This is a genomic window from Catellatospora sp. IY07-71 (genome assembly GCF_018326265.1).
In the GTDB taxonomy this organism is placed as follows: domain Bacteria; phylum Actinomycetota; class Actinomycetes; order Mycobacteriales; family Micromonosporaceae; genus Catellatospora.
This window is the reverse complement of record NZ_AP023360.1, coordinates 7,657,065-7,677,906: the sequence shown is the minus strand read 5'-3', so window position 1 is coordinate 7,677,906 and position 20,842 is coordinate 7,657,065. Positions and strand designations below refer to the sequence as shown.

Below are 20,842 nucleotides of genomic sequence, written 5' to 3'. Positions count from 1 at the left end.
CATGGCCGTCGGGGGATTGCTGCTCGCCGCGGGGGCGGGCCGGCGCTACGGGATGCCCAAGGCGTACGCGCCGGTGCCGGGCGACGGAGAGATGATGGTGCAGCGCGGGCTGCGCACGCTGCGTGAGGGCGACTGCGACCCGGTGGTGGTGGTGCTCGGCGCGGGCGCCGAACGGGCACCGCAGCTGCCCGGGGCGCTGGTCGTGGTGAACGAGGACTGGCCCAGCGGGATGGGTTCGTCGCTGCGGGCCGGGTTGGCGGCCCTGCCCACGCAGGTGGACGCTGTGGTGGTGCTGCTGGTGGACACCCCGGGGATCACCGCCGAGGCGGTGCGCCGGGTCGGGGCCGGGGCCGGACCGGCGACCCTGCGCGTCGCCACCTACGGCGGGGACGGCGGGCACCCCGTGCTGCTCGGCCGGGACCACTGGGCCGGGGCGGCGGAGCTGGCCGTCGGCGACGTCGGCGCCCGGCCGTACCTGGCCCGGCACGAGGTCGAGACGGTGCCCTGCGACGACGTCTCCGACGGGGCGGACGTGGACGTGCCTCATGCGTGACGTGCTCGACGACCTGCTCCGCTGGTGGGCACAGGGCGCGACGACGGGCCTGGCGACGGTGGTGCGGACCTGGCAGTCCGCGCCCCGCCGCCCCGGCGCCGCGATGCTCGTCGGGCCGGGCGGGGAGGCCGTCGGCAGTGTCTCCGGCGGCTGCGTCGAGGCCGCCGTGTACGAGATCGCTCAGCAGGTCGCCGCCGACCCGGCTGCGGCGCCCGCGCTGGAGCGCTACGGGATCAGCGACGAGGACGCCTACGCCGCCGCGCTGACCTGCGGCGGCACCATCGAGGTGTTCGTCGAGCAGGTCTCCCGCGAGACGTTCCCGCAGCTCGGCGAGGTGGCCGCGGCGATTCGCGAGGGCCGGCCGGTGGCCGTGGCGACCTGCGTCGAGCCGGCGGACTCGCCGCGCTACGGCCGTCGCCTGGTGGTGTGGGAGCGGGGCACGGCGGGCTCGTTCGGCTCGCCCCGCCTCGACGACGCCGTCGCCGACGACGCCCGGGGGCTGCTGGCCGCCGGGCGGACCGGGATGCTGCACTACGGCGTGGACGGGGAGCGGCGCGGCGACGCGATCACGGTGTTCGTGAACGCGTACGCGCCGCCCGCCCGCATGATCGTGTTCGGGGCGATCGACTTCGCCGCCGCGGTGGCCCGGATCGGGCGCTTCCTCGGCTATCACGTCACCGTGTGCGACGCGCGGCCGGTGTTCGCGACGACCCGGCGCTTCCCGGCCGCCGACGAGGTGGTGGTGCAGTGGCCGCACCGCTACCTGGCGGGCGAGGCCGCCGCCGGGCGCGTGGACGAGCGCACGGTGCTGTGCGTGCTCACCCACGACCCGAAGTTCGACGTGCCGCTGCTGGAGGTGGCACTGCGGCTGCCGGTGGCGTACGTCGGCGCGATGGGCTCCCGCCGCACCCACGACGACCGGACCGCCCGGCTGCGCGAGCACGGCATGACGGAGGCCGAACTGGGCCGCCTGCGCGCGCCGATCGGCCTGGACCTGGGTGCGCGCACGCCGGAGGAGACCGCCGTGAGCATCGCCGCCGAGATCATCGCCGTCCGCTGGGGCGGCACCGGCGCCACCCTCACCGACGTTCCCGGCCCCATCCACCACCAGGGCGTCCTCGCCGACCGCTGACGGCGCGGCGGCACCGGCTCCCGCCGTGCCGTGCGCGACGGCTCACGCCGCCCTCGCGCCGTGGCGCGCCGCCTCGGGCCGTGGCGCGGCGCCTCGGGCCGTGGCGCTTCCGACCATGATCGCTGTCTCGTGTCAGAACCTGTGGTCTGACCAAGGGTTTTGACACAAAACAGCGATCTTCAGCGGGCCGTCGCAATGGGTCGGCCCAGCGCAGCGCTCTGACCTGGCCTTTCGTCGCCGCCGACGCGGACCCGACCCGGCCGGACCCGACCCGACCCGACCCGGCCGGACCCGACCCGACCAGACCCGGCCGGGCCCGGTCCGACCCGGCCGGGCCCGGTCCGACCCGGCCGGGCCCGGTCCGACCCGGTCCGGCTCGGCGGAGGTGGTCGGTTATCGGTCGGCGGTGTCGTCGGCAGCGAGATGGCGTGCGGCGGCCATCGCCTCGTAGGCCGGGGCCAGCAGCGTCGCCAGGTCGACTCCGCGTACCGCGATCCCGGTCGGGCCGAGGCGGCGGAGCACGTGGTCGGCGGGCAGGTCCGGGACGGGCGGCAGCGGCGGCAGCTCCCCGGCGTCCCAGAACCCGCCCAGCTCCGTATCGGCGCCGTCCTCGGCGGGGGCAGCTCGGGCGGCAGGGTGCCGATTCGCTGAGCGCGGTGCTCGCGCAGCCCGTCCAGCAGCTCCTCGCGGGGCAGGCCGCGCCACCGCAGGATGTCGAACGGGTCCGCGTCGAAGCGCTCCGCCAGCAGGAAGCAGACCGCGGCGGCGTGCTTGCACGGATTGCCCCAGTCGGGGCAGGAGCAGTCGATGTCCAGCTCGTGCATGGCGGGGAAGAGCGACAGCCGCAGCGGCCGAAACACTTCTTCGATTTCCTCGGGCATCCGCCCGGCCAGGAGGGCGGCGCTGAAGGCGGCCTGCCCGGCGAGCGCGGCGACGATCCGCTCCTGTTCGGCGGGGCGGTAGATCGGAACCGTGAGGTAGACGGCGTAGGGCTTCGGCCGGGAACCCTGGACGGCGGCCCGCACCTCCGCGTGGTCGATCGTGAGCGACAGGACCTGGCCGGTGCGCGCGTACGACTTGCCGCGGGTGAGCCGGCTCGCGGTCTCGGGCGTCTCGATCGCGGCGAGGAAGCGGCGCGACCACCAGGTGGTGGCGATGGCGCCGCGCTGGCTGCGGGCCTTGATGCCGTCGGCGGGCAGCCGCGGCTTGGACACGGGGAACCAGCCCCACCCGCGCTGCTCCGCCCCACCCCCGGGATCCTCGGCGTCGTCGGGGTGTGCCGTGGCGTCCGGCTCGTCGGCGAACGGGTCGAAGTCGCCGGACCCGGCGTCGCCGTCGGGATCGAAGCCGCGGACGGCCCGCCCGGCGTCCATGTCGGAGCCGTGCGGGCCGGTGCTGGGGCGGCGGGCCATCGGGGTGCCTCCTACTCGACGACCGCGTCGCGGGCCAGGGTGACCAGCTCGCGCAGGGCCTGGGTGGACAGCTCGGTCAGCCACGCCTCGCCGGTGCCGACGGTGGCCTCGGCGAGCGCCTTCTTCTGCTGGAGGACGGCGTCGATGCGCTCCTCCAGCGTGCCCGCGCACAGCAGCTTGCGTACCTGCACGTTCCGGCGCTGGCCGATGCGGAACGCGCGGTCGGTGGCCTGGTCCTCGACGGCCGGGTTCCACCAGCGGTCGACGTGGATGACGTGGTTGGCGGCGGTCAGGTTGAGCCCGACGCCGCCCGCCTTCAGCGAGAGCACGAACAGGCTCGGCCCGGCGGGCTCCTGGAACGACACGACCATACGGTCGCGGGTCTTCTTGTCCACCCCGCCGTGCAGGAACGGCACCGCCTGCCCGAACCGGGCCGCCAGGTGCTCGGCCAGCATCCCGCCGAACTCGGCGAACTGCGTGAACAGCAGCACCTTCTCGCCGGCGGCGAGGACCTCCTCGCAGATCTCCTCGACCCGGGCCACCTTGCCGGACCGCCCGGCGATGCGGGAGCCGTCCTTGAGCAGCTGGGCGGGGTGGTTGCAGACCTGCTTGAGCTTGGTCAGCGTGGCCAGGATCAGCCCGCGCCGGTCGATGCCCTCGGCGGCCTCGATCTGGGCCATCATGTCGTCGAGCACGCTCTGGTAGAGGGCGGCCTGCTCGCGGGTGAGGTTGCAGGCGACCGTCATCTCGATCTTCTCGGGCAGGTCGGAGATGATCGTCGGGTCGGTCTTGACCCGCCGCAGCAGGAACGCGCCGGTGACCTGGCGCAGCCGCGCGGCGGCGGCCTCGTCGCCGTCCCGCTCGATCGGCACCGCGAAGCGCCGCTTGAACGTCTCCGTGCTGCCGAGCAGCCCCGGGCTGGCGAACTCCAGGATCGAGTGCAGGTCGGCGAGCCGGTTCTCCACGGGCGTGCCGGTCAGCGCGATGCGCCGAGGTGCGGGCAGGGCGCGGATGGCCCGGGACTGCTTGGCCGCCGCGTTCTTGATCGCCTGGGCCTCGTCGACCACGATGCGCCGCCAGCCGACCTCGGCCAGCTCCGCCTGGTCGCGCAGGGCGAGGGCGTACGTCGTCAGGACCAGGTCCACCCCGGCGACGGCGTCGCGGAACTGCTCGCCGGTGAGCCGCTCGGCGCCGTGGTGCACGTGCACGGCCAGCTTCGGCGCGAACCGCGCCGCCTCGCGCTGCCAGTTGGCGACCAGCGACATCGGGCAGATCAGCAGCGTCGGGCCGGTGGCGCCGGTCTGGCGTTCCCGTTCCAGCAGGGCGAGCACCTGGATGGTCTTGCCCAGGCCCATGTCGTCGGCGAGCACCGCGCCCAGGCCGAGCCCGTCCATGAAGGACAGCCAGCCCAGACCCCTTTCCTGGTATGGCCGCAGCGCCGCGCCGAAGCCGTCGGGCGTGGGCAGCGCGGCGTACGCGCCGTCGGCGCCGTGCAGCAGGCCGCCCAGCCAGCCCGTCGCGGTGACGCCGACCAGCGGCAGCCCGGCGTCGGCGTCGTCGCCGAGCAGTCCCGCCTTGAGCACGTCGCGCGCGGTCATGCCGCGCTGCCGGGTGCGGGCCAGCCGCTTGAGGCCGTCGGCGAGGCGGCGCTGGTCCACCTCGACCCACTGACCGCGCACCCGCACCAGCGGTGTCTTCGCGGCGGCCAGCGCGGTCAGCTCGGCCTCGGTCAGCACGTCGTCGCCGAGGGCGACCTGCCAGGCGTACTCGACGATGGTGTCCAGGCCCAGCTCGGAGTCCTTGGCGACGCGGCCGGGCTGCGGCGGGGTCTGCGCGGTCAGCCGCAGCCCGAGCTGCGGGCGCGGCCCGCTCCACCAGGCCGGGAGCAGCACGCCGACCCCGGCGGCGGCCACCGCCCCGGCGTGCGTACGCAGGAACGCCAGCGCCCCGTCCGCGTCCAGCGCCACCGCGACCGGCGCGGGATCGCGCAGCGCCCTGGCGAGCGTCGGATACTCCTGCGCGGCCCGCCCCAGCCCGGCCAGCAGCTCGGCCTGCGGGTCGATGCCCGCCTCGGCGAACAGCAGCGCGTTGCCGTCCAGCCGCCAGACCTCCGCCGCATCCGCGACCAGCGACGGGTCCTCCTGCGACTGCAGCAGCAGCTCCAGCCGCCACCCGTCGCCGTCCTCGGGCTCGGCCGCCGGCCCGCCGAACGAGGCGGCGTCGGCCGGGGCGGCCAGGCGCAGACAGGCGCGCACCAGCCCGCCGCCGCCGCGCCGTCCGCCCTGCTGCCACGTCTCGATCCGCTCCGCGAGCGCCGTGACCTCGCGCTGCCCCGTCTCATCGGGGTCGAGCAGGTTGTCCTCCGAGGTCAGCGCGGTGAGCCAGTGCTCGGCCGCCGGGGCGCGGCGCGGGGCACGGCCGCGCTGCGGCGGCAGCAGGTCCAGCCCGGCCGCGTCGACCGCCTGCCCGGCCAGCACGTCGACCAGCGAGTCGAGGGCGGCGTCGAGCACCCACTCGGCCGGGCCCAGCCCGACCTCATCGGGCATCCAGCACCGGAACGCGGGCGGCATCGCCGCGAGCAGCGGGATGCGCAGCGCCGCGGTCTGCAGCGACGGCGCCTGCCGCCAGGACGCGAAGAAGCAGCCGTCCTCGTCGTCGAAGTCCAGCGCCGGGACCACCAGCCCGCTGTGCACGAGCCGCTCGGCGGCCTCGGCCAGCGCGGCGGCGTAGCGCACCGTGGCACCGCCGATCGGCGCGAGCCGGGGCAGCAGGCGCAGGGCGGCGCCTGCTTCGAGGCGTACCGTCGGCACCACCCAGCCACCCAGGTGGTCCGCCACCGGCGCCTGCGGCGCGGCCTCCCGCAGCTCCCGCGACGGGCACGGCCGGTCCCGGTACGCCGGCAGCGCCAGCACGGACCAGCCCGCGTCGCCGAACTCGGCCTCGGTCAGCCCGAACGCGTCGCACAGCGCCCGCGCCTGCACCGCGAACGGATGCGGCCGCGGCCGCTGCGACCGCCGCCCCCGCTGCGCCGGCAGCGCGCTCAGCAGCCCCGCGTCCTCCGCCCAGAACTCCCAGCCGCCCTCGCCGCTGAACACACAGTGCGCGACGAGCACAGCCCTGACCTCCCCGAACCCGGCAACCGACCCGCCGCATCCTCTCACGAAAGGAAGGGCACCTTGTTAACGCTATTCGTAGTAGAAGGTGCCCTTCTTAACCCTCCGCGACCAGCGGGCCCTGTGTCGGCACGTGGATAGGATGGCCCGGTGACGATCGAGGTGACCGAGGCGCCGGCGCGCGAGCGGTTCGAGGCCCGCGACAGCGAGGCCGGCGCGGTGGCCGGGTTCATGACCTACCAGCTCAGCGGCAACATCATCGTGTTCACCCACACCGAGGTGTTCCCGGAGTTCGAGGGCAAGGGCGTGGGCAGCGCGATCGCCCGCACCGTGATGGACGACTCGCGCGCGAAGGGCCGCACGGTCGTGCCGATCTGCCCCTTCCTCGCGGGCTGGCTGGAGAAGCACCCGGAGTACGCCGACATCACCGCCCCCGGGCACCGCCGCGTCAAGTAGCCGTTAAGAAGGGCACCTTCTACTACGAATAGCGATAAGAAGGTGCCCTTCCTTACTCCCTGACCAGGGTGAGGGCGTGGTCGACGGCGGCGGCGATGTCGGCGACCGGGTAGATGCTGTGCCGCACCACGCGGTCGGCGTCGACGACCAGGACGGCGCGTTTGTGGCGGAGCTGGTGGGCGCCGCGGAACGTGGGCAGGCGCAGGGCCGCGGTCAGTTCCAGGTCCACGTCGGACAGCAGCGGGTACGGGATGTCCTCGGCGGCGGCGAACGCGGCCTGCTCCTCGGGCAGCTGGGTGCTGACGCCGTACACGGTCGCGCCGGCCGCGGTGAAGTCGGGCCAGGCGTCCCGGAACAGGCGGTTCTCCAGGGTGCAACCGGCGGTGCCGGGTATGCGGCGCCACTGCTCGCCCTTGCCGCCACCGGTCGCCGGGTAGGTGAACAGGACCGTCCAGGCGGTCGGCCCGACCACGTCCAGCGGCCGGCCGTGAGTGCTCGGCAGCGTCAGCCCGTCCGGCACCCGGCTGCCGGGCAGGTCGCGGGTGCGGGCGAGCTCGGCGCCGTCGGGGCTTAGGGCGGTGAGGGTGCCGTCGCCGAGCAGCCAGCGGTCGGCCCAGTCCTGCATGGCGACCAGCACCGGCAGCAGGCCGTGCCCGGCCGGGGTCAGCACGTACTCGTGACGCGGCGGCCGGTCGGAGTAGGGGCGCTTCGCCAGGACGCCGTGCTCGACGAGGTGGCCGAGGCGCTCGGTGAGCACCTTGCGGGAGATGTCCAGCTCACCCGCCAGCTCGTCGAAGCGGCGGTGGCCGCGGGCGACCTCGCGCAGCACGAGCAGGCTCCACCAGTCGCCCAAGACGGCGGCGGACTGGGCGATGCCGCAGTGCTCGTCCGCCTGCCGTGACTTGATCATCTGCTTTCCCTTCCGACCGGCACCATGGTACGTTCCCGAACGGAACTCAGTAAGTTCCTAAAAGAAACTCATTAGGTCGGGGGTGGGCGGATGCCCGTGGCATGGGCGACGCTGAAACGGAACTGGCTGGTCATGCAGCGGGCGTATCCGTGGACGTACTTCATCGGCACGCTCGCGCCCGGCGTGTTCACGATCGTGCTGGCGCTGCTCTCGTACGAGGCGATCGGGGGCGGGCGGGTCTCGGACTGGTTCCGCGGCGCGTCCGGCACGCCGGACTACCTGGGCTACGTCACCGTCGGCGCGGCGGCGCTCATGTTCACCACCCGCATGGTGCTGTGGGTCGCCAAGGCCCAGATCACCGAGCAGCGCGAGGGCACCCTGGAGAGCCAGCTGCTCACCCCGGCGCACCGGCTGCCGTACCTGCTCGGCGTCTCCCTTCAGGCGTTCCTCACCTCGCTGCTGGAGCTGGCCTGCCTGTTCGGCACCGCGCTGCTGCTCGGCGTACGGCTGCCCGCCCCGAACCCGGTGACCCTGGCCGCCGGGGTGCTGGCGGCGCTGGTGGCGGTGGTCGGGCTGTCCATCCCGGTCAGCGCGATCATGATCGCCGCGGGCGAGGCGCACATCACCCAGAACACGCTGTTCTGCCTGATCGGGCTCGTCTGCGGGTTCACCTTCCCGCCCGCGCTGCTGCCCGCCCCGCTCACCTGGCTCGGCGAGCTGCTGCCCGCCACCGCCGCGCTGCGCGTGCTGCGGGCGGCCAGCCTGCACGCCGCGCCCCTCGGCGAGGTCACCGTCGACCTGCTGCTGTGCCTGGGCCTGGGGGTCGCGTACGCGGCCGCCGGCCTGCTGTTCCTGCCCCACGCCGAGCGGCGTGCCGTCATCCGAGGAGCCAGCGCATGACCCGTGCGATCGTCACCCACGACCTGGTCAAGGTGTATCCCCGGCGCGACCGCCCGTGGTGGCGCCCGGCCGGCAAGCGCCCACCCGCCGCGCCCGCCGTCGACGGGCTGCGCCTGACCATCCCGGCCGGGCAGGTCACCGGCCTGCTCGGGCTCAACGGCGCGGGCAAGACCACCACCATCCGCATGCTGTCCACGCTGCTGCGCCCCACCACCGGCAGCGCCACCGTGGACGGCCTCGACCTGGTCCGCGACGCCCGCGAGATCCGCCGCCGGATCAACATGATCGCGGGCGGCGAGCGCATGGTGTACGCGCGCCTGACCGCCCGCGAGAACCTCTGGTACTTCGGGCAGCTCTACGACGTGCCCCGGGCGCGGCTCAGGGCACGCATCGACGAGCTGCTCGCCCTGGTCGGGCTGGCGCACGCCGCCGACCAGCGGGTCGAGCAGTTCTCCAAGGGCATGCGCCAGCGCCTGTCCATCGCCCGCGGCCTCATCAACGAGCCCTCCTACCTGCTGCTCGACGAGCCGACCCTCGGCCTGGACGCGCCGATCGCCCGGGACCTGCGCGCGGTCGTCGCCGAGCTGGCCCGCGGCGGTGTCGGCGTCCTGCTGACCTCGCACTACCTGGCCGAGGTGGAGCAGCTGTGCGCCGAGGTGCACGTCATCGCGGCCGGTCGGCTGGTCGCCCGGGGCACCCCGGCCGAGCTGACCGCGCTCACCGAACGCCAGCACACCGTCGAGATCACCCTCGCGGCGGCCGAGGCTTCGGCCGACCAGGCCGTGCAGGCACTGGCTGCCCGCACCGGCGCGCAGGTCACCGCCGACACGGACGACCAGCTGCGCCCCCGGTACGTGCTGCGCCACCGGCACGACCTCGCCGGGGACCTCGCCACCACCGTGGTCGCGGCGGGCGGTGCGATCGTGCGGCTGGAGGTCACTCCGCCCACGCTGGAGGACGCGATCCTGGCGCTGGCCGACGGCGCCCGGCAGCCCGAGGCGGTGGCCGTATGAGGCACGCCCTGCGCGTCATCGCCGCCGAGGCGCTCAAGCAGCACCGGCGCAGCTTCGGCCGCCCGCTCGTGGTGTCGTCCATGCTGCTGTGGCCGGTGCTGCAGCTCGCCGCCACCTACTACACGATGCTGCCGGTGCTGGACACCCCCGGCATCGCGTCCCGGTGGCCGGACGCGGCCCAGCCGGCACGGCTGCTGGCGTTCCTCGCGGCGGGCGCGTTCGCGTACCTCTTCTACTTCTCGCTGGTGCAGTCGGCCTGGCACTTCTCGTTCGAGCGCATCAGCGGCACGATCGAGCTGCTTTTCCTGTCCCCGGCGAGTCGGCTGGCGCTGGTGTTCGCCAACGGCACCGGGGCGCTGCTGCAGAACACCTGGCTGGCCGGGTGCTTCGCGGTCGCCGCCGCCGGCGCGGGCGGGGCGCTGCACGTCGCGCACCCCGGCATGTACGCCGTCGCGGCGCTGGCGCTGGTCGTGCCCGCGATCGTCTGGGGCGCGTTCCTCAACAGCCTGCTGGTCTTCTCGCGGGACTCGGCGTTCCTGTACACGCTGCTCGACGACCCGCTGTGGTTCGTGTCCGGGGTGCGCCTGCCCCTGTTCGCCATGCCGCTGCTGATCAAGGGCATCGGCCTGGCGTTCCCGCTGACCAGCAGCCTCATCGTGCTACGCGGCGCGCTGCTCGACGCCCAGCCCCTGTCCGCCCTCCTCGAACCGCTGGCCCTGCTCACCGCCCTGTGCGCCCTGCTCTTCGCCGCAACGGCCGCACTCCTCCGCATCGGCGAAGCCCGCGCCCAGCACACCGGCTCAATGCAGCTCTACTAGCCCCTACCCTCTCCCGCGTCGATCTTGCGCGAGTTGTGGGTGCGACACGCCCGTATCGGACAAAAAGGCAACAGTTCGTGCAAGATCGCCGGGCTCTGTGATGGGCCGCGGATCGGTCAGATGGGCGGCCACGGGATCGCGTGGCGGTCCTCGGGGGGCTGGGGGAGGCGGCCGTCGGCGACCAGGTGCTTGATGCGGGTGCCGAGGGCGTCGACCTCGGCCGGGGCGAGCAGCGAGTCGAGCACGCCGGGGTCGAAGGTGCGCAGCGCGGTGGCGACGTCCGGGGCGACGGCGCGGCCGGCGAAACCCCACAGCACGGTACGCAGCTTGTCGTCGGTGTGGAAGCAGATGCCGTGATCGACGCCGTACAACCGCTGGTCGGGGGTGGCCAGCACGTGCCCGCCCTTGCGGTCCGCGTTGTTGATCACGGTGTCGAAGGCGGCCAGCCGGGCCAGCCGAGGGTCGTCGGCGTGCGCCAGCAGGTACGGCCGGCCGTCCTCGTCCTCGGCGGCCGCGATCGGCAGCCAGCCCTGCGGCAGCTCGTCGGCGGGCACGAAGTCCACCGGCGGCTCGCTGACGTCGTCCAGCCACAGCTGGCACGAGCCGGGGCCGAGCGGCCCGTCCCGCATGACGGTGTACGGAACCAGGTCCCAGCCCAGCGCGTCGCTCACGGCGTACGCGGCCACCTCACGGGCGGCCAGCGTCCCGTGTGGGAAGTCCCACAGCGGGCGCTCCCCGCGCACGGGTTTGTAAACCGCGCGCACGGTCCGGCCGCCGCCGGACAGGATCACCCGCAGCGTGGTGTTCGAGGCCTCGATCAGCCGGCCCTCGATCTCCATCTCGGCGTCGCGGAGCAGCCGGCCGAGTTCGGCCCTGCCGCCGTCGCCGTCCAGAGGGGTGGTCGACATCGCTACCTGCGGTGATAGCCGTTGTGCCGGGGGCAGAGATGCCCCGCCGGATCCAGCGGCTGCCCGCACAGCGGGCACGGCGGACGGCCCGCCGCCACCACCCGCTTGGCCCGGTCGATGAACTGCCGCACCTCGGCCGGGGTCAGCCGCACCCGCAGCCGGTCCAGATCATCGGAGATCTCCGGCGTCTCGTCGGCCTCCTCCTCCGGCTCGGCCGGGGGCACGTCGGTCTCCGCGTCGAACTCGGCCTCCTCGGCCGCGATCGCCTCGATGATGACCGTGCTGGACTCCACGTCGAAGGCCAGGCCCAGGGTGCCGACGCGGAACTCCTCCTCGACCGGGTTTTCCAGCGGCTCGTTGTCCGCCGGGCCCTCGGCCGCGGCGGGCAGCTCCGCCCCGAACCGCTGGTGCGCCTCGGCGAGCAGCTCCTCGAGCTTCTCCGCCAGCAGCGCGACCTGCATCTTCTCCAGTGCCACGCTGACCAGGCGGCCGCCGCCGCGAGCCTGCAGATAGAACGTGCGCTCGCCGGGCGGACCCACCGTGCCGGCGACGAACCGCTCGGGCGGTTCGAATGCGTACACCTGATGGGTCATGCCTCGACCCTAGCGTCACGCCCGCGCCATCGGGTAACCGCTCGAGGTGAGATCCGCTCTCGGCATAAAGCTGGTTAGGCTGGCGCCATGGAAACGTGGTCCGGACTTGACGTCCCGCGCCTGCCCGGCGCCGGTCAGCCCCTGGCACTGTTCGACTCGGCCCGCCAGGGCGCCCACCCCAGCCGCCCGGTGGGCGGGCGCGCGACGATGTACGTCTGCGGCATCACCCCGTACGACGCGACGCACCTCGGGCACGCCGCCACGATGATCACGTTCGACCTGGTCAACCGGCTGTGGCGCGATGCCGGGCACGAGGTCGCCTACGTCCAGAACGTCACCGACATCGACGACCCGCTGCTGGAGCGGGCCGCCCGCGACGGCGAGGACTGGAAGGTCCTGGCCATGCGCGAGACCGCCCTGTTCCGCGAGGACATGGAGGCGCTGCGGATCATCCCGCCGAGCCACTACGTCGGCGCCGTCGAGTCCATCCCCGTCATCGCCGAGAAGGTCGCCGAGCTGCTCGACAAGGGCGCGGCGTACCGGCTGGAGGACGGCACCGGCGACGTCTACTTCGACATCACCGCCGCGCCCCGGTTCGGGTACGAGTCCAACCTGTCCCGCGAGCAGATGCTGGTCTTCTTCGCCGAGCGCGGCGGCGACCCCGAGCGGGCCGGCAAGCGCGACGCCCTCGACCCGCTGCTGTGGCGCGGCCGCCGCGACGGCGAGCCGTCCTGGCCCGGCGGCGAGCTCGGCGCGGGCCGCCCCGGCTGGCACATCGAGTGCACCGTCATCGCCCAGGAGTTGCTCGGCGAGACCATCGACGTGCAGGGCGGCGGCAACGACCTGCTGTTCCCGCACCACGAGTGCTCCGCCGCGCACGCCGAGGTGCTCAGCGGCAAGGCCCCGTTCGCCGCGCACTACGTGCACGCGGGCATGATCGGCCTGGACGGCGAGAAGATGAGCAAGTCCCGCGGCAACCTGGTCTTCGTGTCCCGGCTGCGCTCCGACAAGGTCGACCCGATGGTGGTACGGCTGGCCCTGCTCGCCGACCACTACCGCGCGGACCGCCAGTGGACCGAGGACCTGTTCAAGGCCGCCGAGCACCGCCTCGGCCGCTGGCGCCGCGCCGCGCAGGCCGCGGCCGGCCCGTCCGGCGCCGAACTCCTCGCCGGGGTCCGCGCCAAGCTCACCGAAGACCTCGACACCCCCGGCGCCCTCGCCCTCATCGACACCTGGGCCGACGACACCCTCGCCGGCGTCGGCACCGACCGCGCCGCCCCAGCCCTGATGGCCACCACCCTCGACGCCCTCCTGGGCCTCAAGCTGTAACCCGCTCCTCTACTGCGCCGATCTTGCGTGAACTGTGGGTACGACACACGCGTACCGGGCAAAAGGGCAACAGTTCACGCAAGATCGACGTGATCAAGAGTGGTGTGGGCCGGGGAGATCAGGTGGTAGAGGCGGTGGGTCAGGGAGGCCAGGCCGAGCAGGAACATGGACATGCCGGTCAGCGTCATGATCCCTCCGCTCACGAATGAGGTCGTGAGGTCGACGGTCTTCCCAGGGTGGAACCGGGACTCCTCGGCGAGGTCGTGGAGCACGCTGCCGGTCGCGCCGAGCAGCACGCCCAGCACGGTGAAGACCAGCGCGCGGCCGATCGCCCACAGTCTGGCCGCCAGGCCGTGCGGGGCGCAGGACCGCCGTATCCGGCGCCTCACCCACCACCAGCCGCCGATGGCGTACGCCGTTGCGGCCCACACGACCAGTTGCCCGCCGTTGGGCAGCCGGAACGCGAACACCATGACGGCGTACGCCGGGAGCAGGCCAAGGACGACGTAACCCAGCGACCAGAGGGCGTAGCGGCGCTCCATCAGGCACTGTCGGCGGTGGCAGGCCGGGGCAGGCGGCGCGTCAGCTCGGCGATGAGGGCGTCCATCTCGGCGCGGGTCAGCGCGAGGCCGGTACCAGTGGTGTCGCCGAGATAGGCCGGCGTGGGGTAGCGGCGGCCGTCGATCAGGTCCACCCACAGCACGCGCGGATGCTGCTCGTCCGAGCGCAGCGTGAAGGTCTGGATCTGATCGATCTCGATCCGACGGTCACCGGCCCCGCAGAGGTAGAGCGCGGTCTCGCTGGCGAACACGCCCATGATGAGCGGGCGCCGGAAGAAGCGTGCCAGGTACAGCATCGCCACCAGCCCCACGATGTGGCTCGCATCGAGGCCGTCCTGCTCCTCGATGACCGCGGGAATGCCGAACACGACCAGCGTGACGGGCACCCAGAAGCCGATGAGGTTCATCATCCGGCCCGGTGCGTCAGGGGTGAGGCGACGGGTGCCCTCGGGGGTGAAGAGCGCGAAACGCATGGCCGCGATTGTGGACCATGGACGCACGTCCGTGTGCCCGCGGCGCGGCTGTCTGTGTTCGTGAGCCGAAGCCATGCGTTCAGACGTGGTGATGGCTGTGGGCACACCCTGGTGGCCGCTGCGGCGTTCTCGGCCGGTGCGCCGGTCGGGCGATGCGGGTCGTCAGGGCAGCGGGAGCGGGGGGACCTTGGTGTGCTGGGGCAGGCGGAGGGAGAGCATGGCGATGAGGGTGCTCATCTGGTCGCGGGAGAGGGCGAGGGCGAGGGGGTCGTCGGCGGCGCCGCCCAGCCGGGCAGGGGAAGGGTAGCGGCTGCCGTCGATCAGATCGACCCAGAGCGTCTGGTGGTACCCGTCGGCGGGCCGCAGCGTGAGGGCCGCGACCTGCTCGAACGCGATCGTCCTGAGCCGGCGGCCGTCGTGCAGGAGGAGGGTCAGGTCCGTGACGAACACGCCGACCCAGAGCGTGCGCCGGAAGCTGCCCAGCAGCACGGGCAGCGAGACCAGCATGCAGGCCATCACGAAAGACCCGTTCACGGCCGCCGGGACGGCGTACACCGTCATGGCCGTGACCCCCCAGAAGGCGGCCAGCGTCCAAGCCCGCTCCGGAGGGTGCGGGGTGAGGCGACGGCTGTTCTTGTGAGGAGTGAAGAGCGCGAGACCCATGGCCGCGATTGTGGACCATCGGCCCAAGGCCGTGCGTCCGCGAAGCGATCAGGCGATATGCCGTTCTCAGGCGCGCGGGCGGGGCTGGGGGCGGGGGCGGACCGCGACGCGGGCCGGCCGCTGCGGCGGGGTCTGCCGCGCCCGGGCCGGGCGGGCCGGTGCGTCCGCCTGGCGGCGCAGCGTCAGCGCCACGTGCCCGAGCCGCCCCGCCAGGGCGAACACGCCCACGGTCAGCGCGCCGAGCAGCAGCACACCGGTGCTCGGGACGCCGTCGGCGATGCCGACGACGAGCACACTGAGCAGGGCGAGTCCGATCACGAGCACGACGAGCGCGCCGAGGAGGGCCACGAGCGCCTGTGGGGAGTGCGGGCGACGGGTCATACGACCATCCTTGCGGCGAAGGCGCGGGTGCGCAGGCGAAAAGTTGTCGGGCACCCGACAAACCGCACATTAGCCCAGCACGAGCCCAGGATCGGGATCTCCGTCCAGGTCGGCGTCCGGGCGTGGCGTGGGCACCCGGTACTCCTCCGTCAGGGTCGTCATCGGCCCCGGCCAGGTCGCCTGCGCCACCTCGATCACCTTGTGGTCGGCGTCGTACGCGACGTGCAGCAGGTGCAGCACCGGGGTGTCCGGCCGGATCTGCAGCACCTCGGCCTCCTCGCGGGTGGGCAGCCGCGCCGTGATGGTGTCGGTGGCGGTCACGTAGCGACGCCCGGTGACCTCTTCGACCTCCTGGTAGAGCGGCCGCCCGAACGACTCGTAGCGCTCCAGCGAGGTGCCCGCGGTGTCCTGCGGGCGCAGCCACGACGCGCCCACCTCGACCGCCGCGTCCTGGGTGCGCACCAGGTGGCGGCGCACCACGAGCAGGGTCGAGTCGGGCACGCCGAACGCGTCGGCGACCTCGGCCGGGGGCGTGGCCCGGGTGACCTCGATGAGCTGCTGCCGGTATCGCGCCGCCAGGTCGGCGTGGTAACCGCGCTGGGTGCCGTAACGCCCCCGGGCCAGCCGGTTGAGCCGCCGCCGCGTGCCGCGCACGTAGGTGCCCGACCCCGGCTTCGTGATCAGCAGTCCCTCGACCCGGAGCTGGTCGATGGTGCGCTGCACGGTCTGCTTCGCGACGCCGTACATCTGCGCCAGCGCAGGGATCGAGGGCAGTTGCTCACCCGCCGCCCAGTCACCGCGCCGGATCTTCGCCCGCAGCTGCGCGGCGATCTGCCGGTGCGGATGCTCGGCCGCGCCCGGATTCACCCCGCCGATGCCCATCTCGGTCATGAACCAGATCATGCCGCACAAATGTCCGAATACCTAGCGACCTAGGAAGCCCTAACCACCGTGTCGCCCCGCGCACTGCGTGACGATCACGTCGATCTTGCGCGAAGTGTTAGGGATATGACCGGTTTATGCGTGTCGTACCCACAGTTCACGCAAGATCAACGCGGTGGGGTGGGGAGGGGTCACCAGGTGCCGTGGGTGGGGCCGTGGGAGCCGCCGCGGCGGCGGAGGTATTTCTCGAACTCGACGGCGATTTCGTCGCCGGAGAGGGGCTTTGCCGCGTCGCCGGCTCGTTCCTCCAGGTCGCGGAGGTATTCGGCGAGTTCGGCGTCCTGGGCGGCGGCGGCGCGGACGCGGTCCTCCCACTCGGCCGACTCCTGGGCCAGGTCGAGCATGGGGACGGGGAGGTCGAGGACCTCCTCGATGCGGTGGAGGAGGGCGAGGGTGGCCTTGGGGCAGGGCGGGTTGTTGGCGTAGTGGGGGACGTGGACCCAGAAGGACATGGCGTCGAGTTCGGCGCGGGAGGCGGTGTCCTGGAGGACGCCGACGATGCCGGTGGGGCCTTCGTAGCGGGTGGGGGTCAGTTTGACCTTCTCCTGGCCGGACTGCTTGCCGGTGATGGTGCCGCTGATGGGCAGGGGGCGGCTGTAGGGGACGTCGGCCAGGAGGGCGCCGAGGAGGACCAGGTTCTCGATGGCGAGGCTGTGGCAGATCTCCAGGATCTCGCCGCAGAAGGTGCGCCAGCGGAGGCTGGGCTCGATGCCGCGGATCAGGACGACGTCGTGCTTGGCGCCGGGGGGCGAGGCGACCATGAACTTGGTGCTCGGCCACTCGATCCGGCGGGTGTCGTCCACCAGCGTGATCAGCGGGCGGTTGACCTGGAAGTCGTAGTAGTCCTCGGGGTCGATCGAGGCGACCTCGCGCGCGCTCCACACCTGCTCCAGGTGCTCCACGACGGCGGTCGACGCGTCAGCGGCGTCGTTCCACCCTTCGAAGGCGGCGATGGCGACAGGGGAACGCAGGACAGGAAGGCCGTCGAACTCGGTCACGTCTGCCAGCCTACGGCGCGGCGCGGGATCGTCCATGCGGAGCGGGTGCGCAAGGCGTGTCGCAACAGGTGGTACGCAGGTGATCATCGAGCGTTGTGGTGCGTGACACGCATTAGCCTGGTGGGGTGACTGAGAGCTTCCTCGACGCGCTGGCAGACCGGGTCCTCATCGCCGACGGGGCGATGGGCACGATGCTGCAGGCGGCGGAGCCGTCACTGGACGACTACGCCGGGCTCGAAGGCTGCTCCGAGATCCTCAACGTGACCAGGCCGGACATCGTGCGCGGCGTGCACGAGCGCTACCTGGCCGCGGGCAGCGACTGCGTGGAGACGAACACGTTCGGCGCGAACCTGTCGGCGGCGGGGGAGTACGACATCGCCGATCGGATCGGTGAGCTCTCGGAGGCCGGGGCGCGGCTGGCGCGGGAGGCGGCGGACCGGTTCGGCACGCCGGAGCAGCGGCGCTGGGTGCTGGGCAGCGTCGGGCCGGGCACCAAGCTGCCGACGCTGGGCCACCTGGGCTTCGCGGACCTGCGCGACGCGTACGCCGACAATGTCGCGGGGCTGATCTCCGGCGGGTCCGACGCGATCATCATCGAGACCAGCCAGGACCTGCTCCAGACGAAGGCGGCGGTCATCGGCGCGAAGCGCGCGATGCGCCGGCTCGGCACGGAGGTGCCGCTGATCTGCCAGGTCACCGTGGAGACGACCGGCACGCTGCTGCTGGGCAGTGAGATCGGCGCGGCGCTGACCGCGCTGGAGCCGCTGGGCGTGGACCTGGTCGGCCTGAACTGTGCGACCGGCCCGGCGGAGATGGCCGAGCACCTGCGCTACCTGTCGCAGCATGCGCGGGTGCCGCTGTCGGTGATGCCGAACGCGGGCCTGCCCGAACTGACCGCGAACGGCGCCGTCTACCCGCTGACCCCGGACGAGCTGGCCGTCGACCTGGCGCGCTTCGTCCGGGAGTACGGCGTGAGCCTGGTCGGCGGATGCTGCGGGACCACGCCGGAGCACATCGCGCGGGTGGTGCGCGAACTGCGCGGCACCGCCCCGGTGGCGCGGGAGCCGCAGGTCGAGCCGGGCGTGGCGAGCATCTACCACCACGTGCCGTTCGCGCAGGACGCGAGCGTGCTGATGATCGGCGAGCGGACCAACGCCAACGGCTCGAAGGCGTTCCGTGAGGCGATGCTCGCCGGGGACTGGACGAAGTGCATCGAGATCGCACGGGAGCAGGCGCGGGACGGCTCGCACCTGCTGGACCTGTGCGTGGATTACGTCGGTCGGGACGGCGTGGCGGACATGAAGGCGCTGGCGAGCCGGTTCGCGACCGCGTCGACGCTGCCGATCATGCTGGACTCGACCGAGCCGGAGGTGCTGCGGGCAGGCCTGGAGCTGCTCGGCGGTCGTTCGATCATCAACTCGGTGAACTTCGAGGACGGCGACGGGCCGGAGTCGCGGTATGCGCGGATCATGCCGCTGGTGCGCGAGCACGGCGCGGCGGTGGTGGCGCTGACGATCGACGAGCAGGGTCAGGCGCGCACCGCGGAGTGGAAGGTGCGGGTCGCCTCCCGGCTGATCGACGACCTGACCGGGCGCTGGGGGATGCGGCGCGAGGACATCCTGATCGACGCGCTGACCTTCCCGGTGACGACCGGGCAGGAGGAGACGCGGCGCGACGGCATCGAGACGATCGCCGCGATCCGCGAGATCGCCGCGACGTATCCGGGTGTCAACTTCACGCTGGGCATCTCGAACATCTCGTTCGGGGTTAACCCGGCGGCGCGGCAGGTGCTCAACTCGGTGTTCCTGCACGAGTGCCGGCAGGCGGGCCTGACCAGCGCGATCGTGCACGCCAGCAAAATCATCCCGATGGCGCGGATCCCGGAGGAGCAGCGGCAGGTCGCGCTGGATCTGGTGTACGACCGGCGGACGTACCACGCGGACGGGACCGTCGACTACGACCCGCTCGCCCGGTTCCTGCACCTGTTCGAGGGCGTGGACGTGGCCGAGGCGCGGGCCAGCCGGGCCGAGGAGCTGGCCGCGCTGCCGCTGGACGAGCGGCTGCAGCGGCGCATCGTCGACGGCGAGCGCACCGGCCTGGAGGCCGACCTCGACGCGGCGCTCGCGGAGCGGCCCGCGCTGAGCATCATCAACGATGTGCTGCTGGAGGGCATGAAGACGGTCGGCGACCTGTTCGGCTCCGGGCAGATGCAGCTGCCGTTCGTGCTCCAGTCGGCCGAGGTCATGAAGACCGCGGTGGCGTACCTCGAACCGCACATGGAGAAGGCCGACGCCGCCGGCAAGGGCACCATCGTGCTGGCCACGGTGCGCGGGGACGTGCACGACATCGGCAAGAACCTGGTCGACATCATCCTGTCCAACAACGGCTACACGGTCGTGAACATCGGCATCAAGCAGCCGATCAACGCGATCATCGACGCGGCGGAGCAGCACTCGGCCGACGTGATCGGGATGTCGGGGCTGCTGGTCAAGAGCACCGTGATCATGAAGGAGAACCTGGCCGAGCTGATGGCGCGCGGGCTGCACAGCCGGTGGCCGGTGCTGCTCGGCGGGGCCGCGCTGACCCGGGCGTATGTCGAGGACGACCTGCGGGACCTGTTCGACGGCGGGGACGTGCACTATGCGCGGGACGCGTTCGAGGGTCTGTCGCTGATGGATCGGGTGATGACCGCGAAGCGGTCCGGGTCGTCCGTGGTGGACGCGGAGCGGGAGGCGGCGCTGGCCGCGCGGCGGGAGCGGCGGCAGAAGCACCGGGCACAGGTCGCGGACGATCTGCCGGGGCTGGACGACGCGTCGGTGCGGTCGGATGTGGCCGCTGACGCGCCGGTGCCGGTGGCGCCGTTCTTCGGCACGCGGGTGGTGAAGGGCATTCCGCTGGGGGACTACGCGGGGATGCTCGACGAGCGGGCGCTGTTCCTCGGGCAGTGGGGGCTGCGCGGGGCGCGCGGCGGGTCGGGGCCGTCGTATGACGAGCTGGTCGAGAGCGAGGGGCGGCCGCGGCTGCGGTACTGGCTGGAGCGGTTCGCGACCGAGCAGCTGCTCGAGGCGTCGGTGGTGTACGGGTACTTCCCGGCGTATGCGGAAGGCAACGACCTGGTCGTGCTCGACGAGGACGCGGCGGGGGAGCTGACGCGGTTCACGTTCCCACGGCAGCGGGCCGAGCGGCGGCTGTGCCTGGCGGACTTCTACCGCCCTAAGCCGTCCGTGCCGGGGGATTTGCTGGACGTGGTGGCGTTGCAGCTGGTGACGGTCGGGCACGCGATCAGCGAGTATGCGGCGAAGTTGTTCGCGGCGAACAATTACCGGGACTACCTGGAGGTGCACGGGCTTTCGGTGCAGCTGACGGAGGCGCTGGCGGAGCACTGGCACCGGCGGGTGCGTAGTGAGCTGGTGCTGCCGGACGGGCGGCCGTTGAGCGCGGAGGATCCGGAGGACCTGGCGGGGATCCTGCGGACGGACTACCGGGGGTGCCGGTATTCGTTCGGGTATCCGGCGTGCCCGGACCTGGAGGACCGGGCGAAGATCGTGCGGCTGCTCGACGCCGGGCGGATCGGGGTGGAGCTGAGCGAGGAGTTCCAGCTGCACCCGGAGCAGGCCACCGACGCCATCGTGGTCCACCACCCGGAGGCGAACTACTTCAACGCCAAGTGAGGCATGCAGAGTAATAC

19 protein-coding genes are annotated in these 20,842 nt (G+C 72.8%); 8 read left to right on the top strand and 11 right to left on the bottom strand.

All coding sequences use genetic code 11. The features are described 5' to 3' along the window. The first annotated feature begins 1 nt into the window (after window position 1). Both CS0771_RS34335 and CS0771_RS34330 read left to right on the top strand, forming a co-directional pair. Window positions 2-553, top strand: a complete 552-nt coding sequence (locus tag CS0771_RS34335) for an NTP transferase domain-containing protein (protein WP_212844869.1) — start codon at window positions 2-4, stop codon at window positions 551-553. Then, the gene (locus CS0771_RS34330; protein ID WP_212844868.1) at window positions 546-1,685 is read left to right on the top strand and encodes an XdhC/CoxI family protein; all 1,140 of its coding nucleotides are present in this window, start codon (window positions 546-548) and stop codon (window positions 1,683-1,685) included. The genes CS0771_RS34335 and CS0771_RS34330 overlap by 8 nt, the downstream gene beginning before the upstream one ends. Before the next feature lie 179 nt (window positions 1,686-1,864). Here CS0771_RS34330 and CS0771_RS34325 read toward each other — a convergent pair whose 3' ends face one another. Next, window positions 1,865-3,097: an SWIM zinc finger family protein gene (locus CS0771_RS34325; RefSeq protein WP_212844867.1), complete on the bottom strand. Its 1,233-nt coding sequence runs from the start codon at window positions 3,095-3,097 to the stop codon at window positions 1,865-1,867. Between the two features lie 11 nt (window positions 3,098-3,108). After that, on the bottom strand, window positions 3,109-6,210 hold the full coding sequence (locus tag CS0771_RS34320; RefSeq protein ID WP_212844866.1) for a DEAD/DEAH box helicase: 3,102 nt from the start codon (window positions 6,208-6,210) through the stop codon (window positions 3,109-3,111). A 150-nt stretch (window positions 6,211-6,360) separates the two neighbouring features. On the opposite strand from CS0771_RS34320, the gene CS0771_RS34315 reads away from it, so the two are divergent. Beyond that, on the top strand, window positions 6,361-6,666 hold the full coding sequence (locus CS0771_RS34315) for a GNAT family N-acetyltransferase (protein ID WP_212844865.1): 306 nt from the start codon (window positions 6,361-6,363) through the stop codon (window positions 6,664-6,666). A gap of 52 nt (window positions 6,667-6,718) precedes the next feature. Here CS0771_RS34315 and CS0771_RS34310 read toward each other — a convergent pair whose 3' ends face one another. Continuing rightward, window positions 6,719-7,576, bottom strand: coding sequence for a winged helix-turn-helix transcriptional regulator (locus tag CS0771_RS34310; RefSeq protein WP_212844864.1), 858 nt, complete (start codon window positions 7,574-7,576; stop codon window positions 6,719-6,721). 90 nt (window positions 7,577-7,666) lie between these two features. Between CS0771_RS34310 and CS0771_RS34305 the strand changes: the two genes are divergently transcribed. Genes CS0771_RS34305 through CS0771_RS34295 form a run of 3 tightly spaced genes read left to right on the top strand, consistent with a single transcriptional unit; the run spans window position 7,667 to window position 10,307 of the window. Further along, on the top strand, window positions 7,667-8,476 hold the full coding sequence (locus CS0771_RS34305; RefSeq protein ID WP_212844863.1) for an ABC transporter permease: 810 nt from the start codon (window positions 7,667-7,669) through the stop codon (window positions 8,474-8,476). After that, window positions 8,473-9,489 carry an ABC transporter ATP-binding protein gene (locus tag CS0771_RS34300; RefSeq protein WP_212844862.1) on the top strand — a complete coding sequence of 339 codons (1,017 nt, stop codon included), beginning with the start codon at window positions 8,473-8,475 and terminating at the stop codon, window positions 9,487-9,489. The genes CS0771_RS34305 and CS0771_RS34300 overlap by 4 nt, the downstream gene beginning before the upstream one ends. Next, window positions 9,486-10,307: an ABC transporter permease gene (locus CS0771_RS34295; protein WP_212844861.1), complete on the top strand. Its 822-nt coding sequence runs from the start codon at window positions 9,486-9,488 to the stop codon at window positions 10,305-10,307. Before CS0771_RS34300 ends, CS0771_RS34295 begins: the two co-directional genes overlap by 4 nt. 116 nt (window positions 10,308-10,423) lie before the next feature. Here the strand turns inward: CS0771_RS34295 and CS0771_RS34290 are convergent, their stop codons facing one another. Together CS0771_RS34290 and CS0771_RS34285 are read right to left on the bottom strand one after the other, a co-directional pair. Then, a complete protein-coding gene (locus CS0771_RS34290; RefSeq protein ID WP_212844860.1) occupies window positions 10,424-11,215 on the bottom strand; it encodes an SCO1664 family protein in 792 nt (263 codons plus the stop codon). A gap of 2 nt (window positions 11,216-11,217) precedes the next feature. Continuing rightward, the gene (locus tag CS0771_RS34285) at window positions 11,218-11,808 is read right to left on the bottom strand and encodes a DUF3090 family protein (RefSeq protein WP_212844859.1); all 591 of its coding nucleotides are present in this window, start codon (window positions 11,806-11,808) and stop codon (window positions 11,218-11,220) included. An 87-nt stretch (window positions 11,809-11,895) separates the two neighbouring features. Between CS0771_RS34285 and mshC the strand changes: the two genes are divergently transcribed. Further along, window positions 11,896-13,137 (top strand): cysteine--1-D-myo-inosityl 2-amino-2-deoxy-alpha-D-glucopyranoside ligase, encoded by a 1,242-nt coding sequence (mshC, locus tag CS0771_RS34280; RefSeq protein ID WP_212844858.1) that lies wholly within the window; start codon window positions 11,896-11,898, stop codon window positions 13,135-13,137. Between the two features lie 74 nt (window positions 13,138-13,211). Here the strand turns inward: mshC and CS0771_RS34275 are convergent, their stop codons facing one another. The 6 genes from CS0771_RS34275 to CS0771_RS34250 form a co-directional block, all read right to left on the bottom strand. Further along, window positions 13,212-13,679 (bottom strand): hypothetical protein, encoded by a 468-nt coding sequence (locus tag CS0771_RS34275; RefSeq protein WP_212844857.1) that lies wholly within the window; start codon window positions 13,677-13,679, stop codon window positions 13,212-13,214. Next, complete coding sequence (locus CS0771_RS34270; protein WP_212844856.1) at window positions 13,679-14,170, bottom strand: hypothetical protein; 492 nt, start codon at window positions 14,168-14,170, stop codon at window positions 13,679-13,681. The genes CS0771_RS34275 and CS0771_RS34270 overlap by 1 nt, the downstream gene beginning before the upstream one ends. Window positions 14,171-14,332: 162 nt before the next feature. After that, complete coding sequence (locus CS0771_RS34265) at window positions 14,333-14,833, bottom strand: hypothetical protein (protein WP_212844855.1); 501 nt, start codon at window positions 14,831-14,833, stop codon at window positions 14,333-14,335. A gap of 66 nt (window positions 14,834-14,899) precedes the next feature. Next, window positions 14,900-15,214, bottom strand: coding sequence for a hypothetical protein (locus CS0771_RS34260; protein ID WP_212844854.1), 315 nt, complete (start codon window positions 15,212-15,214; stop codon window positions 14,900-14,902). 69 nt (window positions 15,215-15,283) lie between these two features. Next, on the bottom strand, window positions 15,284-16,096 hold the full coding sequence (locus CS0771_RS34255) for a GntR family transcriptional regulator (protein ID WP_371821601.1): 813 nt from the start codon (window positions 16,094-16,096) through the stop codon (window positions 15,284-15,286). A gap of 191 nt (window positions 16,097-16,287) precedes the next feature. Continuing rightward, window positions 16,288-17,154, bottom strand: coding sequence for a PAC2 family protein (locus tag CS0771_RS34250; RefSeq protein ID WP_212844853.1), 867 nt, complete (start codon window positions 17,152-17,154; stop codon window positions 16,288-16,290). A gap of 125 nt (window positions 17,155-17,279) precedes the next feature. Here CS0771_RS34250 and metH point away from each other — a divergent pair, with 125 nt between their 5' ends. After that, entirely contained in the window at window positions 17,280-20,825 is a 3,546-nt protein-coding gene (gene metH, locus CS0771_RS34245; protein WP_212844852.1) for a methionine synthase, read from the top strand. Window positions 20,826-20,842: the final 17 nt, after the last annotated feature.

Excerpts from the sequence above, each read along its gene's own strand:
- CS0771_RS34255 (WP_371821601.1), bottom strand. The coding sequence starts at position 16,096 with ATGGGCATCGGCGGGGTGAATCCGGGCGCGGCCGAGCATCCGCACCGG.
- CS0771_RS34305 (WP_212844863.1), top strand. The coding sequence starts at position 7,667 with ATGCCCGTGGCATGGGCGACGCTGAAACGGAACTGGCTGGTCATGCAG.
- CS0771_RS34270 (WP_212844856.1), bottom strand. The coding sequence starts at position 14,170 with ATGCGTTTCGCGCTCTTCACCCCCGAGGGCACCCGTCGCCTCACCCCT.
- CS0771_RS34285 (WP_212844859.1), bottom strand. The coding sequence starts at position 11,808 with ATGACCCATCAGGTGTACGCATTCGAACCGCCCGAGCGGTTCGTCGCC.
- CS0771_RS34325 (WP_212844867.1), bottom strand. The coding sequence starts at position 3,097 with ATGGCCCGCCGCCCCAGCACCGGCCCGCACGGCTCCGACATGGACGCC.
- CS0771_RS34275 (WP_212844857.1), bottom strand. The coding sequence starts at position 13,679 with ATGGAGCGCCGCTACGCCCTCTGGTCGCTGGGTTACGTCGTCCTTGGC.
- mshC (WP_212844858.1), top strand. The coding sequence starts at position 11,896 with ATGGAAACGTGGTCCGGACTTGACGTCCCGCGCCTGCCCGGCGCCGGT.
- CS0771_RS34300 (WP_212844862.1), top strand. The coding sequence starts at position 8,473 with ATGACCCGTGCGATCGTCACCCACGACCTGGTCAAGGTGTATCCCCGG.
- CS0771_RS34330 (WP_212844868.1), top strand. The coding sequence starts at position 546 with ATGCGTGACGTGCTCGACGACCTGCTCCGCTGGTGGGCACAGGGCGCG.
- CS0771_RS34335 (WP_212844869.1), top strand. The coding sequence starts at position 2 with ATGGCCGTCGGGGGATTGCTGCTCGCCGCGGGGGCGGGCCGGCGCTAC.
- CS0771_RS34290 (WP_212844860.1), bottom strand. The coding sequence starts at position 11,215 with ATGTCGACCACCCCTCTGGACGGCGACGGCGGCAGGGCCGAACTCGGC.
- CS0771_RS34260 (WP_212844854.1), bottom strand. The coding sequence starts at position 15,214 with ATGACCCGTCGCCCGCACTCCCCACAGGCGCTCGTGGCCCTCCTCGGC.
- CS0771_RS34265 (WP_212844855.1), bottom strand. The coding sequence starts at position 14,833 with ATGGGTCTCGCGCTCTTCACTCCTCACAAGAACAGCCGTCGCCTCACC.
- CS0771_RS34310 (WP_212844864.1), bottom strand. The coding sequence starts at position 7,576 with ATGATCAAGTCACGGCAGGCGGACGAGCACTGCGGCATCGCCCAGTCC.
- CS0771_RS34295 (WP_212844861.1), top strand. The coding sequence starts at position 9,486 with ATGAGGCACGCCCTGCGCGTCATCGCCGCCGAGGCGCTCAAGCAGCAC.